Source organism: Janthinobacterium glycogeni (assembly GCF_051380725.1).
Taxonomy (GTDB): Bacteria; Pseudomonadota; Gammaproteobacteria; order Burkholderiales; family Burkholderiaceae_D; genus Janthinobacterium.
In genome coordinates, this window is record NZ_JBNYXP010000007.1 from 104429 (window position 1) to 119419 (window position 14991).

Sequence of the window (14991 nt, forward strand, 5' to 3'; positions counted from 1 at the left end):
GGACGCGTCCCTGCATGCCGGGGAAGTCATCCCATTGCCCATTTTTTAGCTATTTCCTGCGCGTAGCGGATACGCAGATGAAAGCTTACTCTTGATCTAAACTAATACAATTTTAATAATTCTATTGGTTTGCTTGACAACATCGCATACGGCTATGTATGGCTGTGCTAGCGATAGTGAACAGGATGTCGGGGGAGGGCTTGACAAGGCGCGCCAGCAGGTGCTGGCGGCTTCTCGGCTTTGGAGGAGAGGGGAGGCGGGACTTCAGTCGCTGTTATTGCTGACGCCAAACAGGCGATCCTTGGCATTGAGCAGCTTTTGCACCTTGGCGCCCATTTTCATCAGCTGCGCCATCGATTCGGGCGACAGGCGCTGCAAGTCGTCGAACCAGGTATTGGCCAGGTCGACCAGTTCATACATTTCGCGCATGCGCTCCTGCGCATACTGGTCCACCGGTTCCGTGGCCGGCGCCAGCAGCGCTTCGCGCAGCACCGTCAGGGTCGGGGCCACTTCGCGGCGGCGGCGCTCGGCGGCCACCACGCGGAAGATTTGCCACACGTCGCCCAGCGAGGAAAAATACTCGCGCCGGTCGCCGGGAATCCGCGACTGGCGGATCAGGCCCCAGCCCTGCAATTCCTTCAGGCCGATGCTCACGTTCGAGCGTGAAAAACTCAGGTGCTCCGCGATTTCGTCCGCGTGCAAGGGATGCTCCGCGACAAACAACAAGGCGTACACTTGCCCCACCGTGCGGTTAAAGCCCCAGCGGCTGCCCATCTCGCCGAAATGGCTGACGAAGGTCAGGATCAGCGGCGTCATTTGGATATTTTGAATTTTCATAATTATCTGAATTTTTTCACGCCAAACCGCCAGGGTCAATTGATATATGTCATGTTTCGCAGTATTATGCAAAAAATCGAATTTACAGAAAATTCTGAAAACTAAAAAAGTATAAGATGACGACCTCGCCACTGTCCTTGCCCCGCTTTATTCTTCCCCGTGCCGCCAGTCTGGCGCCAGGCGGCGCCGCCTTGCTGTGGCTGCCGCAAGCGGCCTTGCTGGCCTGGGCCGTGCAAGCCATGCTCGATGGCGCACCGTGGCGCGCGGCTCTGTTACCGGCCGCTGGCGTGCTGCTGCTGGGCGTGCTGCGCGCCGGCTGCGAAGCGTGGGGCGCGCGGCGCATGTATGCGGCCGCGCGTGCGCACCTGTCCACCTTGCGCGCGCAAGTGGCGCAGGCGCTGGCGCGCCGTTCGCCGCTGGACCGCCAGCGCGCGCAGTCGGGCCAGGCGGCCAGCGTCATCGCCGAGCAGGCCGAAGCCATCGTGCCCTACCTGGTGCGCTACAAGCCGGCGCGCTGGAAAGTCATGCTCGTGCCGCTCGTGATTCTCGCCGTCGTGACGCCGCTGTCGTGGATCGCCGCGCTGATCCTGCTCATCGCCGCGCCCCTGATTCCCGTCTTTATGGCGCTCGTGGGCATGGGCGCGCAGGCGGCCAGCCGCGCGCAGATGGTGGAAATGGGCAGCATGAACGCCTTCCTGCTGGACCGCCTGCGCGGCCTGGCCACCTTGCGCGCGCTCGACGCCGTCGACGCCACGGCCGCGCGGCTGGACGCCTCGTCGCAATCCGTGCGCCGGCGCACGATGGCGGTGCTGCGCATCGCCTTCCTGTCGTCCGCCGTGCTGGAGCTGTTTTCCGCGTTGGGCGTGGCCATGGTGGCCGCCTTCATCGGCTTTTCCTTGCTGGGCAGCCTCCATTTCGGCACCTGGGGCCGGGAACTGACGCTGGGGCAGGGCTTGTTCATCCTGCTGCTGGCGCCCGCGTTCTTCGAGCCGCTGCGCGAGCTGGCCGCCGTCTGGCACGACAAGGCGGCCGGCGAAGCGGGCCTGGCCGGCTTGCACGACCTGGCGGGCGAGGGCGTGCCTTTGCCGGGCGCCGGTGTGGAAGTGGCCGCCGTGTCCGCCGCCGCCATGGCGGTGGCAGCGCCGCCCGCCATTGACATCCATCAACTGCGCTTTGCCCATCCCGGCGAAGCGGCCGTGTTCGACCGCTTCGACCTGAAGGTGAGGGCCGGCGAACACGTGGCCCTGCTGGGCGCCAGCGGCGCCGGCAAGACCACCTTGCTGTCCCTGCTGGCCGGCTTGCTGCCCGCCAGCGGCGGCGATATCCGCATCGGCGGCGTGCGCCTGAATGACAGCACCGTCAATACCGTGCGCCAGCGCATGGCGTGGATGGGGCAGCGCCCCCACGTGTTTGCCGCGTCCGTCAGCCAGAACGTGACCCTGGGCCGCGTGGACGCGAACGCCGCGCACGTGACGCAGGCGCTGCACCTGGCCGACCTGGCTGGCGTGGCGCAGGCGCAGCCGGCCGTCATGCTCAGCGACGGCGGCCACGGCTTGTCCGGCGGCGAAGCCGTGCGCCTGGCGCTGGCCCGCGTGGCCCTGCATCCGCATGCGGATTTGCTGCTGGTCGATGAACCGACGGCACACCTGGACAGCGAAACGGCGGCGCGCGTCACGGACGCCTTGCTGGAGTTGGCCAAGGGCAAGACGATGCTTGTCGCCACGCACGACCCCGTGCTGGCCGGCCGCCTGCAGCGCACGGTGCAGGTCGATGCCGGCGCCCTGGAACAGGAGTTGCGCGCATGAAAACTTCACGCATAGCGAACCCCGTCCTGCGGCAATTGCTGCTGGTCCAGCCCGGCAAGCTGATCGGGGGCGCCATGCTGGCGGCCCTGACGGCGGTGGCCGGCATGGCGTTATTGGGCTTGTCCGGCTGGTTCATCACGGCCACGTCGATCGCCGGCCTGCACGCGTCCACCGCCATCGTGTTCGACGTCTTCGGCCCGTCGGCCGGCATCCGCCTGCTGGCCATCGGCCGCACGGGCTCGCGCTACGCGGAGCGGCTCGTCACGCACGACGCCACGTTCGCCGCGCTGGCCGGCATCCGCGTGCAACTGTTTCGCGGCTGGTCGCGCCCGGAAGCGGCCAGCCGGCTGCTGCGCCAGCCCGCCAAGCTGCTGTTCCGCCTGACGGCCGATATCGACGCGCTCGAAGCGCTGTACTTGCGCCTGCTGGTGCCCGCCTTCACGGCACTGTGCGTGGCCATGCTGGCCGGCGTGGCGCTGGGCGTGATGCAGTGGCAGCTGGGCCTGGGCCTGGCCGCATGGCTGCTGGCCGCCGGCGGCGGCATCGGCTGGCTTCTGGCGCGCCGCGCGCGCCGTCCCGCCATCGTGCGCTCGCGCGCCATCGAAAGACTGCGCTCCGCCACCATCGACCTGGTGGCGGGCCAGACGGACCTGGTGATGGCGGGCCGCATCGACGCCCAGTGCGCCGCGCTGGGACAGATCGACCGCGCGCTGGCGCAAGCCGATGTCGCCTTGCTGCGCCTGGAAACGGCGGCCGGCGCCGCGTATGGCGTGGCGGGCAGTGCGACCCTGGCAGCGGTACTGCTGGCCGTGGCCGCATTGGTCGAACAGCAAACGATGAGTGTGCCGCTGGCGGCCCTGGCCCTGCTGATCGCCCTGACGGCCGTGGAACCGTTTGCGGGATTGCGCCGCGGCGCGCTGGAAGCGGGCCGCATGCTGCTGGCCATGCGCCGTCTGGCGCCGCGCCTCGATGCTCAGGAGATCGCAGTGCCGCCGGCTGACAGCGCACCGGGCTTGCGCCTGGAGCACGTCAGCGCCGCGCATGCGGGCAGCCATGTCGCCATCCTGCACGACATTTCCCTGCACGTCGGCGAGGGCGAACGCGTGGCCTTGATCGGCCCCAGCGGCGCGGGCAAATCGACCTTGCTGGCCATCGCCGCGCGTGAGCTGGCGCCGTTGTCGGGCACGGTGCACGCGGGCCGCGCCTGTTTGTTCACGCAGAAGACGGAACTGTTCCAGGACAGCTTGCGCGACAACCTGCGCCTGGCCGCTCCGTCCGCCAGCGATGCGCAGCTGTGGGCGGCGCTGCAGGCAGCCGGCCTGGACGACGAGGTGCGTGCCTTCGCGGACGGCCTCGACACCATGCTCGGCGAGGGCGGCCTGGGCTTGTCCGGGGGGCAGGCGCGCAGATTGGCGCTGGCGCGGCTGTTCCTGCACGAATCGACTTTGTGGCTGCTGGACGAGGCGACGGAAGCGCTCAATCCGCAGACCGCGCTCGACGTCCTGCGGCGCCTGGGGATGCGCAGCGCAGGGCGCAGCTTGCTGATCGCAACCCACTTGCGGCGCGAAGCGGCGCTGGCGGACCGGCTGGTCAGCCTGCGCGATGGCCGCATCGTCGGCGACGCGCGCCGTGGCACGCCCGCCTTCGAGGCGGCCCTCGCGGGCTTGCGCGGGGATTAACAAGAACGGAGACAGGCGGTGCCGCACGCCAGCCCGAGGGCGGCGGAACCAATCGAACAACATCAGATAGACAGCAAGTTTACACACAGTAGGGAAATACCAAGGAAATCATATGGACTTCGATATTGTCGCTTTATCCAGACTGCAGTTCGCGCTGACAGCTCTGTACCACTTTATATTTGTTCCGCTGACGATAGGCCTGTCAGTGCTCCTCGCCATCATGGAGACGGTGTATGTGATGACGAACCGCCCCATCTGGCGCGACATGACCAAGTTCTGGGGTGTCTTGTTTGGCATCAACTTCGCCATGGGCGTGGCCACGGGCGTCGTCATGGAATTTCAGTTCGGCATGAACTGGAGCTACTACAGCCATTATGTGGGCGACATTTTCGGCGCGCCGCTGGCCATCGAAGGCTTGATGGCCTTCTTCCTGGAAGCGACCTTCGTCGGCCTGTTCTTCTTCGGCTGGGACAAGCTGTCGAAGCGGGGCCATCTGGTCACCACCTGGCTGGTGGCCATCGGCTCGAACTTCTCGGCCCTGTGGATTTTGATTGCCAACGGCTGGATGCAAAATCCCGTCGGCGCCGCCTTCAATCCGCAAACCATGCGCATGGAAGTGACGGATTTCGGCGCCGTGCTGACGAACCCCGTGGCACAGGCGAAATTCGTGCACACGGTGTCGGCCGGTTATACGGCGGCGGCGGTCTTCGTGCTGGGGATTTCCGCCTGGTATCTGCTGAAGGGCCGCCACGTGCAGCTGGCAAAGCGCTCGATGACGGTGGCCGCCTCGTTCGGTCTGGCCGCCACCTTGTCGGTGGTGGTGCTCGGTGACGAAAGCGGCTACCTGTCGTCCGAACACCAGAAGATGAAGCTGGCCGCGATCGAAGCCATGTGGACCACGGAGCCGGCCCCGGCCGCCTTCACGGCCATCGGCTTTCCCGACGCGGCAGCACGCGAGACGCATTACGCCGTGCATATCCCGATGGTGATGGGCCTGATCGGCACGCGTTCGCTGACGACGGAAATCCCCGGCATCGAGCAGCTGGTCGACCGCGGCGAGCTGCTGATCCAGGATGGCATCAAGGCGTATGACGCGCTGCAAACCATCCGCAGCGTGGCGCCGGGCAGCCCCGTGCCGCAAGAGGCGAAGGACGTGTTCGAATCGAAAGGCCAGTCCATGGGCTATGCCCTGCTGCTGAAACGCTATGTCGACGATCCGCGCCAGGCCACGCCCGAGCAGATCCGCAAGGCCGCTCTCGATACCGTGCCGCCCGTGGGGCCCCTGTTCTGGTCCTTCCGCGTGATGGTGGGCCTGGGCATGTTCTTCATCTTGCTCACTGGCACGTTCTTCATCCTGTCGACGCGCCGCACCCTGGACAAGCACCGCTGGCTGCTGAAGCTGGCCGTGTTCGCCATCCCGCTGCCGTGGGTGGCCATCGAGGCGGGCTGGATCGTGGCCGAAGTGGGCCGCCAGCCGTGGGTCATCGAAGGCGTGCTGCCAACGGCCGTGGCCGTCTCCAACCTGGGGGCTTCGACTCTCCTGATTACCATCGCCGGCTTTGCCGCCATCTACACCGTGCTGTTGATCATTGAAATGAAGCTCATGCTCAAGGCCATCCGCAAGGGGCCGGAAGAGACGACGCCGGCCCCCGTGCCAGCGGCCGCAGCCATTCATACTCAACGCGCCTGAGGAGGGCCAGACCATGATTTTGCATGAAATGATTTCGTATGAAACGCTGCGCCTGATCTGGTGGCTGCTGATCGGCATCCTGCTGGTGGGCTTTGCCATCACGGACGGCTTCGACCTGGGCACGGGCATGCTGCTGCCCTTCGCCGGCAAGACGGACCTCGAGCGCCGTGTCGTCATCAACAGCATCGGTCCCGTGTGGGAAGGCAACCAGGTGTGGCTGATCCTGGGCGGCGGCGCCATTTTCGCCGCCTGGCCGCAGCTGTACGCCGTCTCGTTCTCGGGCTTTTACCTGGCCATGTTCGTCATCCTCGTGGCGCTGATCGTGCGTCCCGTGGCCTTCAAGTTCCGCAGCAAGCGCGAAGACCCGCGCTGGCGCGCGCGCTGGGATGCTGCCCTGTTCGTGGGCGGCTTCGTGCCGGCCCTGATCTGCGGTGTGGCGATCGGCAACGTGTTGCAAGGCGTGCCGTTCCGTTTCTCGCCGGACATGCACATCTTCTATGACGGCAGCTTCTTTGCGCTGCTCAACCCGTTCGCCTTGCTGTGCGGCCTCGTCTCGGTGGCCATGCTGGTGATGCACGGCGCCACCTGGCTGCAAGTGAAAACGGATGGGGCCGTGGCGGAACGTTCGCGCCGCTACGGCAGCGTGGCCGCGATTGCGACCGTCGTGCTGTATGCGGCAGCCGGTGTTGCCCTGTGGCTATGGGTCGATGGCTACCGCGTCACCAGCGCCGTCGTCGTCGATGGCCCGTCGAACCCGCTGCTGAAAACGGCGCAAGTGCATGTGGGCGCCTGGTTCCTCAACTTCGCCGCCCACCCGTGGACCTGGATCGCCCCTGCGGCCGGCTTGCTGGGCCCCTTGCTGGCGTTCGCCTTGCTGCGCGCGCGCCGCGAAGTGCCCGCCTTGCTGGCCAGCGCTGCCAGCATCGCCGGCATCATCCTCAGCGTGGGCGCGGCCATGTTCCCGTTCATTTTGCCCTCGTCGATCGATCCGCGCGCCAGCCTGACGGTGTGGGATTCCTCGTCCAGCCACATGACGCTGTTCATCATGCTGGTCGTCACGGCCGTCTTCATCCCCCTCATCGTGGCGTACACGACGTGGGTGTATAAAGTGCTGTGGGGCAAGGTTGATGCAAATGCCATCAAGGACGACAGCGGTCACGCCTACTAAGACTTTACGAAAGGAATTAACTATGTGGTATTTCGCCTGGATACTGGGTCTTCCGCTGGCGGCGACGTTCGCCGTGCTCAATGCGATGTGGTATGAAGTCGCCGATGGCGACACGACGCCCGAGCAGTACCGCGACACGCCAAACTAAATAGACGCGTGTCGGCTTGACTGGGCCCGTCCGGCGCTTGCGCGCCCGGCGGGCTTTTTTCATGCGGGTTGCGGACAGCGCCCGCCGCCGCAACGGGGCGGGGCCGTCAGGCTGGCGTCTTGTTCGGGGCTTTCGGCACGGCAATGGCGATCGGGTCGCTGGCCGGAAAGCTCTCCTTCAGCGCTTCATCGAGCGCTTCCTCGGCATGGCCTTCGTTGGCCGGCGTGGGCGAATCGCGCTCCGGTGGCGGGGCGGGCGTGGTGGCGGCGTTGGTGCTGGAATGCATGATGATCCCCTCGCGGTGGTGCGCCAGGCGGCCGGAATGGCCGTGGCGCGTGCTGCTGTTTCCAGCCTAGCACATCGCGCAAGAATGGCGCGCCGGATGCGCCTGCCGAAGGGCGGATGGCGGCGTCTGCTACACTGCGCTCCACTTTGACCGACGGAATTGCCATGACTTCCCTATCCCTGCCGTACCGTGCCACCGCAACCGAAGCCTGCGCCTGGCTGGCGCAACAGACGGGCACCCCGTGGACCTTGGCGCGCCTGCTCGATCAGGGCGGCTTGCCGTTTGTCTGGCTCGACTACAGCGTAGCCTGGGCCGAGCTGTTCCATGACGGCGTGACGCGCTATGCGGCGCCCGTGGTGTTCATCGGCGACAAGCAGCACCTGGCGTCAGGCGCCCGCGACGTGTGGCTGCGCTTTACGCGCGATTCCGGCAACATCGCCATTGAACTGACGGCGCCCGGCTTGCGCGTGCCGCTGGACGGCTTGCATTTCCAGGAGCGCGACCTGTTGCGTTTGCTCAAGGAGTTGCAGCACCCACAGCCGGCCGACACGGAAGCGGACAAGACGCCCGTGATCTTGCCCAGCGCCTTGAAGGGCCTGGGGCGCGAGCAGATTTTGATTGCCTTTGCCGGGGTGGGCAAGGTCGACCTGGACAAAGGCATGGCCAGCGGCGTGGGCATCTTTGGCGACGATGGGGCGCGCGTGCGCAAGAATTCGCGCGGCGGTAAGAACAGTCACTTGTGGCATCCGGTGACCTTGGCGTTCGGCTTGCACGACGTGCACCGCGTGCCGATGGCGCATTTGAAAAAGGCGTTCGCCACGCAGCCTTTGCTGCGCGAATGGAAGGCCGACTGGCTGGAATCGCTGCGCTTGCTGGGCGAGTGATCTTACAGCTCGATGGGCGCGACGTCGGTGCCGATATCGGGCGCCGCATAATGCATGCTGAAATACACGAAAGCGCCGATATTGAGGGCGACCGTGATCCAGAACACGATGCGGAACGAACGCTTGCTCGACTTGTGGCGCAGCCATTGCTGGGCCAGCACGGCGCCAGGCCAGCCGCACAGCAGTCCCAGCAGCAGCAAGGTGCGCTCCGAGGTGCGCCAGCGGCCCTCCTTGGCGGCGGACTTGTCGATGGCATAGGCAACGAAGCATCCCAGGCTCAGCACGCCATATGCGAGGGCAACCAGGGCGGGGATGTGAAAAAAGAAGGTGGCGAGTAAGTACAGTACGACAAAGAACGCGATGACAAGGCAGGGCATAGGATGTGTTGGCTTGAGCGGAGGGCGTGAGTATCCCACAAGGGGAGCGATGCCGCCGCTTAAAATAGGCTGCCTTGCGCCGTATCGACATGCACGGCGCGGCGGCGGGCGTGGCCCGTTTTCAGCGCTTCGCGGTCGCTGGACAGGGAAATGCCTTCCAGCGCCAACAAGGTTTCCTTGGCATGCAGGCCGCCCGCAAAGCCCGTCAGCTCGCCCGTGGCGCCGACGACGCGGTGGCAGGGGGCGATGATGGAAATGGGATTCTTGCCGTTGGCGGCGCCCACGGCGCGCACGGCGGCGGGGCGGCCGATCTGGCGCGCGATCTCGCCATAGCTGCGCGTCTGGCCATACGGTATCGTCAGCAGCGCGCGCCAGACTTCCTGCTGAAATGGCGTGCCGGCAAAATCGAGCGGCACCTCAAAATGCTGGCGCGTGCCGGCAAAATATTCATCCAGCTGGCGCGCCGTTTCCTGCAGCACGGCGCAACCGTCATCGACGCGCATGTCGCCCAGTCGCACGCGGTTCGGTTTGTCGTTTTCCCACAGGATGGCCGCCAGGGCCTCCCCGCGCGCCACCAGGGTCAGTTCGCCCACGGGCGAGGGCACCACGATGCAGTCGTATTCCATGTTGGTTCCTTGATCAGATGGCGCCAGTGTAGCAGGCTGGCGGCAACCTGCGTATTGCGTGTAGGATAGTGTTTTATCGACATGGAGCACCGGCTTTGACGACGATCCCCACCTATGAGACCATCCGCGCGATTGCCCAACGGCTGGTGCACGAGCGCTATCCCACGGCCGTGGCGGCCATCATCGGCGGCTCGTTCGCCACGGGCCGGCAAACGGCCAGTTCCGATATCGACTTGCTGCTGCTGTTCGACCACGTCGACTGCGCCTGGCGCGACACCCTCGTGGCCGAGGGGCGCACGGTGGAACTGTTCGCGCACGACCTGGCCACGTTCACGTATTTTTGCAAGGAAATGGATGCGCCCGGCGGCACGGTACCGCTGGCGATGATGGTCGTCGAAGGGGAAAACGTCGTCGCAGCCGGCCACGCCTACGCGCAGCTGCACGCGCTGGCGCACGCCATCGACACGGCCGGGCCGCCCGCGCTCGACGCGGAAAACCTGCAGCGCCGGCGCTACGCCATCACCACCGCGCTGGAAGACCTGGTCGACAGTACGCACCCGGGCGAGGCGCTGGCCGTCGCTTGCCAGCTGTACGAAGCGCTGGCCGACCTGCACTTGCGCGCGGCGGGGCAGTGGAGCGGCGGCGGCAAGCACCTGTTCCGCCGCCTGCAGGCCTTCGATCCCGTCATCGCCGGCCAGCTCGACGGCGCGCTGCGCCTGGCCGCCAGCGACTTGCCGGCCGGCCAGCGCGCGTTCGGGCAAGTCGCCGCCGCCGTGCTGGCGCCCGTGGGCGGACCCCTGCTCGACGGCTTTACCCTGCCGGCGCCCGCGCACTGGCGCGCTTAAAACATCGTGCGCACGGTCAGGCTGATGTTGCGCGGCTCGCCCCAGAACACGCCATCGAAGAAGCCCACGTTGCGATAGTACTTTTTATCGAGCAGGTTATTCACGTTCAGCTGCACGCTGGCGTGCCGGTTGAGCGCGTAGCTGGCCATGGCGTTGACCAGCGCATAGCCCGCTTGCGGGATATTCGTGATCTTGCCCGATGGCGGGCGGCCGTACCACGATTCGCTGTAGGTGGCGCTTTGCGCCGTCATGCTGGCGCCCGCCTTCAAGCCCGCCAGCCGGCCGTCGAAACGATAGCTGGTGGCCAGGCGCAGCAAATGGCGCGGCTGCGTGGTGGCGGCGCGGCGGCCATCGGCCTCGGCCGCGTGCAGATAGGTATAGCCGCCGCTCGCCTCCCATGCGGGCGTTAACTGGCCGGAAACGTCGAACTCGACGCCCTTGGCCGTGATGCCGGCGCCATTGGCCACCATGGCCTGGCCGCCGTCTGGCAGCAAAAAGCCGGGCGGCACCGTGCGGTCGAGTTCCGCCAGGTTCTTTTTCTTCGTGTGGAACAGGGCGGCCGACGCATTCAGCTTGCCTTCATAAAATTCGCCCTTGATGCCCAGTTCCGCATTGTCTCCCGTTTCCGGCGCCAGGAACTTGTTGTTGCGGTCCTTGCTCGTTTGCGGGTTGAACAGCTGCGTGAAGCTGGCGTAGGCCGAGTACTGCCTGTTGATGTCGAATACGACGCCCACATAGGGCGTGACTTCGTTGCGTGTCTCCGCAAAGTCGCTGTTGTCGGTGTGTACGCCCCGCGTATCGTAGTTGCGCGTATCGGTGCGGTAGGTGCTGCTGCGCGCGCCGATGACCACATGCAGCGGGTTGGCCAGGCTCAAGCGTGTGGCGACATAGCCGCCTGCCAGGCGGGTCACGGTTTCCGTGTGCGAGCCGTCCGGGTGGAACACGGGGCGGGGGATGTTGCCCGTCCAGCTGCGGTAATCGGGCAGGAAGTCCGGGTAGTTGATTTCCGCCTCGCCGCCCAGCGAGCGGGCGCGCTGGTTGCCGCCGTTCCAGCCGGCGATGGCCGTATGCTTGCGCCCCAGCAAGGTGAACGGGCCGCTGGCATAGACGTCGAAATTGTCGCCCGTGGTCTTGCCTGCGCCATAGGCGCCCGTCCACAGGAACATGCCTTTGCCCGTCGCCGGATCGGGATGGCCGCCGCCCGCGTAGGCGACCGTGGTGCGGTTCGTGCTTTCCGTGCGCGCATAACCGAGGTGGAGATTCCAGTTGCCGGGCAGGCGCTGGTCCAGCGACGTGAATAGCGTGTGCTGCTTGTTGGCCCAGGTGCTCCAGGGCGTCGTGAGGCTGGTGTTGCGCGGCAAGTTCGCCAGGCTGCCATCCGCGTTCCAGTACGGCACGGCGCCCCAGGTGGCGCCCGTGGGCTGATTGTCCTGGAAGTCGACGCCGGCCGTCAGCAGGGTGCCGGGGCGCACGTCCGCCTCAAGGATGACCATGCCCACCGTCTTGCGTTCGTGATACATGTCCAGGTAGGAATCGCGTTGTTGCCAGGCCAGGGACGTGCGCGCGCGCACGCTGCCCTCCGCGTTCAGCGGCGTGGACAGATCGGCCTCGACGCGCTGGTCATCCCAGCGGCTCATGATGAGACCGGCGCTAGCCTGGAAGTCCCTGGTCGGCCGCTTGCGTATCATGTTGATGGTGGCCGACGGGTCGCCCGTGCCGCCCATCAGGCCCGTGGCGCCGCGCACGACCTCGATGCGGTCGTACAAAATCGTGTCTTGCAGCGGCGCATTGCCGCCGCGCGCCATGCCGTCGATCTGGAGATTGTTGATGCCGAAGCCGCGCGCATAGAAGCGCGTGCGCTCCGTGTCGTTCTGGCCCACCTGGATGCCCGTCGTCTGCGCCAGCGCCTGGTCCAGCCGCACGGCGCCCAGGTCGTCGAGCAGCTGGCGCGTGATGACGCTGACCGATTGCGGCGTCTCGCGCAAGGACAGGTCCATGCGCGTGGCGCTGCGCGTTTCACCTGCCGTGTACGACTGCGTGCCTTCCGTCGTCGCCGCCGACTGGCCAATCACGGTGACGGCCGGCATGGTGACGTCGGCGGCGGCGGCATCGGCGGCCTGTGCCGGCAGGACCACGCCGGCGGCAAGACTGAGCAGGCTGATGTGTAATAGACGGGGGAGGGGGCGCAAGGCGGGCTGGCGCCAAGATGAGAAGGCTGTCGTTGATTGCATTATTTTCCTGGAATATTGTTAGTCGTGAGTGTTCCTATCTCGTCTGGCGAGCTGCGCAGTAGCTGGGGGGATGGCGTAACGCTGGCCCGTGGTCTGGCTTGGATAGCAGTTCCACCGCAAGGCCCGGTGCGGACGGGCAGTGGAAAAGAAAGGCGCGCGATTCCTGTCACTTTTGTGAATAAGAATCATTATCAATATAGGAGATATTTGCTAAATAATCAAGCGTGCGCACCAAAGGAGTGCAGGCAAGCCAAGGGCGGCGCATCGGCTGGCCTTCTGCGATAATGCAGGCGCTGACAAAATATTTTCCTTAATGAAAGAAATGCATGCGTACATGGATCGCTTGTGCCGGATGGTTGTGTGTCGTGTCGCTGGGCCAGGCCCAGGAACACGCGCCGCCGCCGGCTGCTCCCGCGCCGCTGCAGAGCGCCAGCGTGCCGCCCGCCGCCGAGGCCGTTGCGCCACCGCTTGCGCCGGCCACTTCCGCGGCATCAGCGCCCAAGGCAACGGCGCCGGCAGAGGAAGCCCTGCCACCGCAAACGGTGACGATCACGGCCACCAGCGACGCCAAGGCGCCGCACGTGCGGTTCATGGCTTACCGTGAAAGTTATCTGACGGCCAGGAAAGTGTGGCAAGTGTCGAGCGGCAGCGTGGTCATGGCCCTGCGCCTGATTCCTGCCAAGCTGAGCGCCACCATCGACGACGTGCGCGTGGCCTTGCAAGGCAATGGCGCCCTCATGCCGATCAAGGTGTCGGCCGGCGGCGTGTTTGTCGTGCCGCTCAACGATGATATCGCCGCGCAGGACGGCACGTTTTTGGTGAACAAGGGCAGGGGCGAGCTGACGGCCAATATCGTGCTGCAGCCGTCCGTGGCGCGCGATGCGTGGAACGTCACGCGCGTGGGGCAAGTCTTGCGCGATGCCCGGCGCGCGGTGCGGGCCATCACGCCGTGGTACAAGCGGCCGTTTGCCAGCGACGTGCAATCGCTGGCCTTTTGCGCGGCCGAGCGGGGCAGCGCCTTGCAATTGATGGATGGAGAACAGCTGATCGCGACCCTGCCCATGAACGAGGCGGCCGTCAACGACATCAACCAGCCCGTGTTTTGCAAGATTTTCGACGGCGAAGACAAATACCCGGGACACTACCGCGTGGTCATGCCCGAGCAGGCGACGGTGCTGTTGCTGTAGAGCCTAGTTGGGCTGGCGCTGCACCAGTTCCAGCGCCGCCGCCAGGGCCAGGTCCATGGTCGCCTGGTGGAAGATCAGCCACTGCGGCAACAGCGACAGCGCATGGCGCCCCTGTTCCAGGTCGCCTTCATCGACGGCGGCCCAGGCATGGTGCAGGCCGCTGAGCACGCGCGCATGCTGTTCGCGGTGGTTGGCCAGCGAGGGAAAGGCGATTTGCTCCATCAAATCCTCTTCCTCGCGGAAATCGCGTTCGACGGCCGCAATCAGCTCGCGGAACGCCACGCTGAAATGCTGGTCGCTCAATTGCCCTAGCCGCGCCAGCTCCTGAAACAGCGCCTCATGCGCCTCGTCGATGGCGGGAACGCCCAGCGCCATCTCATCCTTCCAATCCGATTTACCCATGCCGATGCTCCAGGTTAAGTCCGTCGCGGTGCAAGCGGACTGTTCCAGTTTGGGCGCAGCGAAGGTGGAAATCCATGATCTGGATCAAAAGTATGGTGAAGAGGGGAGGGAAGGCAATACGAAAAAAGCAAAGAACATAAGGGAACAAATCCCCACCCGCAACAAAGCGGTTTTCATCGATGCGACGTGATACCGAGCGCCGCTGAAAAACGCCGCTGGCAAGGCGTCTTTGACGCAGACAGTACGCGAGTACGGCAAGTCAAAGCAACGCAGTCAGCGGTGTTTTCTCAGCCGCGCGTATTGCTATTGCTTGGGCCAGTGGGCCCACATGCCTTGCGCATCGACATTCGGCACCTGCAACTGCTGCCCGGCCGACGTCTGCATCGCGTCGCGCAGCACGAGGGGCACGAGCATCAGGGCCGACAAGGCGAGGCAGAGCAGCACTTTGAGCGTCAACATGGTCGTCTCCCGGTGTACCGGCGGCGGCGCGGGGATGCGGCGCCTGCCGGTCACTTCCTATGTACTACCATGCTTGCAGTTTAGTTCATCTGATTGAAACTTCAACTTGTTGCTGTGATGCACTGCAGCAGTTGCGCCCTTATTTTGCCTTGCGGCTGCGCCGCGGCTTGCCTGCGGCGGGCAGGAAAGAGTCGAACCACACTTGCGTCAATTGCCGCGTATTTTTTGCCGCTTCGCGCTTGACGGCGGCCGTGGCGTGGCCGCGCGCCGTGTTGGCAACGCGGTTGGCGGCGCTCAGGTACATGCTCATCCAGGGGTTTTTCATGGGGTGCCTCGCAGACAGTGGGTGGGGCGGCAAGTATGTCGC

17 protein-coding genes are annotated in these 14991 nt (G+C 65.4%); 9 read left to right on the top strand and 8 right to left on the bottom strand.

The window, feature by feature from the left end; translation table 11 throughout:
- Positions 1-264: 264 nt before the first annotated feature.
- Positions 265-816 (bottom strand): GbsR/MarR family transcriptional regulator, encoded by a 552-nt coding sequence (locus tag ACQ4W4_RS17655; RefSeq protein ID WP_175444744.1) that lies wholly within the window; start codon positions 814-816, stop codon positions 265-267.
- A gap of 137 nt (positions 817-953) precedes the next feature.
- Between ACQ4W4_RS17655 and cydD the strand changes: the two genes are divergently transcribed.
- From cydD to cydX, 5 genes are all read left to right on the top strand, one after another.
- Entirely contained in the window at positions 954-2642 is a 1689-nt protein-coding gene (cydD, locus tag ACQ4W4_RS17660) for a thiol reductant ABC exporter subunit CydD (RefSeq protein WP_436543093.1), read from the top strand.
- Positions 2639-4321, top strand: coding sequence for an amino acid ABC transporter ATP-binding/permease protein (locus ACQ4W4_RS17665; RefSeq protein ID WP_436543094.1), 1683 nt, complete (start codon positions 2639-2641; stop codon positions 4319-4321). Before cydD ends, ACQ4W4_RS17665 begins: the two co-directional genes overlap by 4 nt.
- 112 nt (positions 4322-4433) lie before the next feature.
- Complete coding sequence (locus ACQ4W4_RS17670; protein WP_436543095.1) at positions 4434-6011, top strand: cytochrome ubiquinol oxidase subunit I; 1578 nt, start codon at positions 4434-4436, stop codon at positions 6009-6011.
- 13 nt (positions 6012-6024) lie between these two features.
- Entirely contained in the window at positions 6025-7179 is a 1155-nt protein-coding gene (gene cydB / locus ACQ4W4_RS17675) for a cytochrome d ubiquinol oxidase subunit II (protein WP_436543096.1), read from the top strand.
- 22 nt (positions 7180-7201) lie between these two features.
- On the top strand, positions 7202-7327 hold the full coding sequence (cydX, locus tag ACQ4W4_RS17680; RefSeq protein WP_070222085.1) for a cytochrome bd-I oxidase subunit CydX: 126 nt from the start codon (positions 7202-7204) through the stop codon (positions 7325-7327).
- Positions 7328-7433: 106 nt separating this feature from the next.
- Here the strand turns inward: cydX and ACQ4W4_RS17685 are convergent, their stop codons facing one another.
- Complete coding sequence (locus ACQ4W4_RS17685; protein ID WP_436543097.1) at positions 7434-7613, bottom strand: hypothetical protein; 180 nt, start codon at positions 7611-7613, stop codon at positions 7434-7436.
- Positions 7614-7777: 164 nt separating this feature from the next.
- Between ACQ4W4_RS17685 and ACQ4W4_RS17690 the strand changes: the two genes are divergently transcribed.
- On the top strand, positions 7778-8497 hold the full coding sequence (locus tag ACQ4W4_RS17690; protein WP_436543098.1) for a hypothetical protein: 720 nt from the start codon (positions 7778-7780) through the stop codon (positions 8495-8497).
- 2 nt (positions 8498-8499) lie between these two features.
- Here the strand turns inward: ACQ4W4_RS17690 and ACQ4W4_RS17695 are convergent, their stop codons facing one another.
- Together ACQ4W4_RS17695 and ACQ4W4_RS17700 are read right to left on the bottom strand one after the other, a co-directional pair.
- Complete coding sequence (locus ACQ4W4_RS17695) at positions 8500-8874, bottom strand: DUF1294 domain-containing protein (protein WP_436543099.1); 375 nt, start codon at positions 8872-8874, stop codon at positions 8500-8502.
- A 59-nt stretch (positions 8875-8933) separates the two neighbouring features.
- Positions 8934-9500 carry a methylated-DNA--[protein]-cysteine S-methyltransferase gene (locus ACQ4W4_RS17700; RefSeq protein WP_436543100.1) on the bottom strand — a complete coding sequence of 189 codons (567 nt, stop codon included), beginning with the start codon at positions 9498-9500 and terminating at the stop codon, positions 8934-8936.
- A 95-nt stretch (positions 9501-9595) separates the two neighbouring features.
- On the opposite strand from ACQ4W4_RS17700, the gene ACQ4W4_RS17705 reads away from it, so the two are divergent.
- Positions 9596-10345, top strand: coding sequence for a nucleotidyltransferase domain-containing protein (locus tag ACQ4W4_RS17705; RefSeq protein WP_436543101.1), 750 nt, complete (start codon positions 9596-9598; stop codon positions 10343-10345).
- Here the strand turns inward: ACQ4W4_RS17705 and ACQ4W4_RS17710 are convergent.
- Positions 10342-12576, bottom strand: coding sequence for a TonB-dependent siderophore receptor (locus ACQ4W4_RS17710; RefSeq protein WP_436543102.1), 2235 nt, complete (start codon positions 12574-12576; stop codon positions 10342-10344). The genes ACQ4W4_RS17705 and ACQ4W4_RS17710 overlap by 4 nt on opposite strands.
- A gap of 326 nt (positions 12577-12902) precedes the next feature.
- Between ACQ4W4_RS17710 and ACQ4W4_RS17715 the strand changes: the two genes are divergently transcribed.
- Positions 12903-13763, top strand: coding sequence for a hypothetical protein (locus tag ACQ4W4_RS17715; protein ID WP_436543103.1), 861 nt, complete (start codon positions 12903-12905; stop codon positions 13761-13763).
- A 3-nt stretch (positions 13764-13766) separates the two neighbouring features.
- On the opposite strand, the gene ACQ4W4_RS17720 is transcribed toward ACQ4W4_RS17715, so the two are convergent.
- A complete protein-coding gene (locus tag ACQ4W4_RS17720) occupies positions 13767-14165 on the bottom strand; it encodes a bacteriohemerythrin (RefSeq protein ID WP_436543104.1) in 399 nt (132 codons plus the stop codon).
- Here ACQ4W4_RS17720 and ACQ4W4_RS17725 point away from each other — a divergent pair.
- Positions 14164-14355: a hypothetical protein gene (locus ACQ4W4_RS17725; RefSeq protein WP_436543105.1), complete on the top strand. Its 192-nt coding sequence runs from the start codon at positions 14164-14166 to the stop codon at positions 14353-14355. The genes ACQ4W4_RS17720 and ACQ4W4_RS17725 overlap by 2 nt on opposite strands.
- Positions 14356-14468: 113 nt before the next feature.
- On the opposite strand, the gene ACQ4W4_RS17730 is transcribed toward ACQ4W4_RS17725, so the two are convergent.
- Together ACQ4W4_RS17730 and ACQ4W4_RS17735 are read right to left on the bottom strand one after the other, a co-directional pair.
- Entirely contained in the window at positions 14469-14624 is a 156-nt protein-coding gene (locus ACQ4W4_RS17730) for a hypothetical protein (protein WP_157792430.1), read from the bottom strand.
- A gap of 139 nt (positions 14625-14763) precedes the next feature.
- Positions 14764-14949 carry a hypothetical protein gene (locus ACQ4W4_RS17735; RefSeq protein ID WP_099408630.1) on the bottom strand — a complete coding sequence of 62 codons (186 nt, stop codon included), beginning with the start codon at positions 14947-14949 and terminating at the stop codon, positions 14764-14766.
- Between the last annotated feature and the right edge of the window lie 42 nt (positions 14950-14991).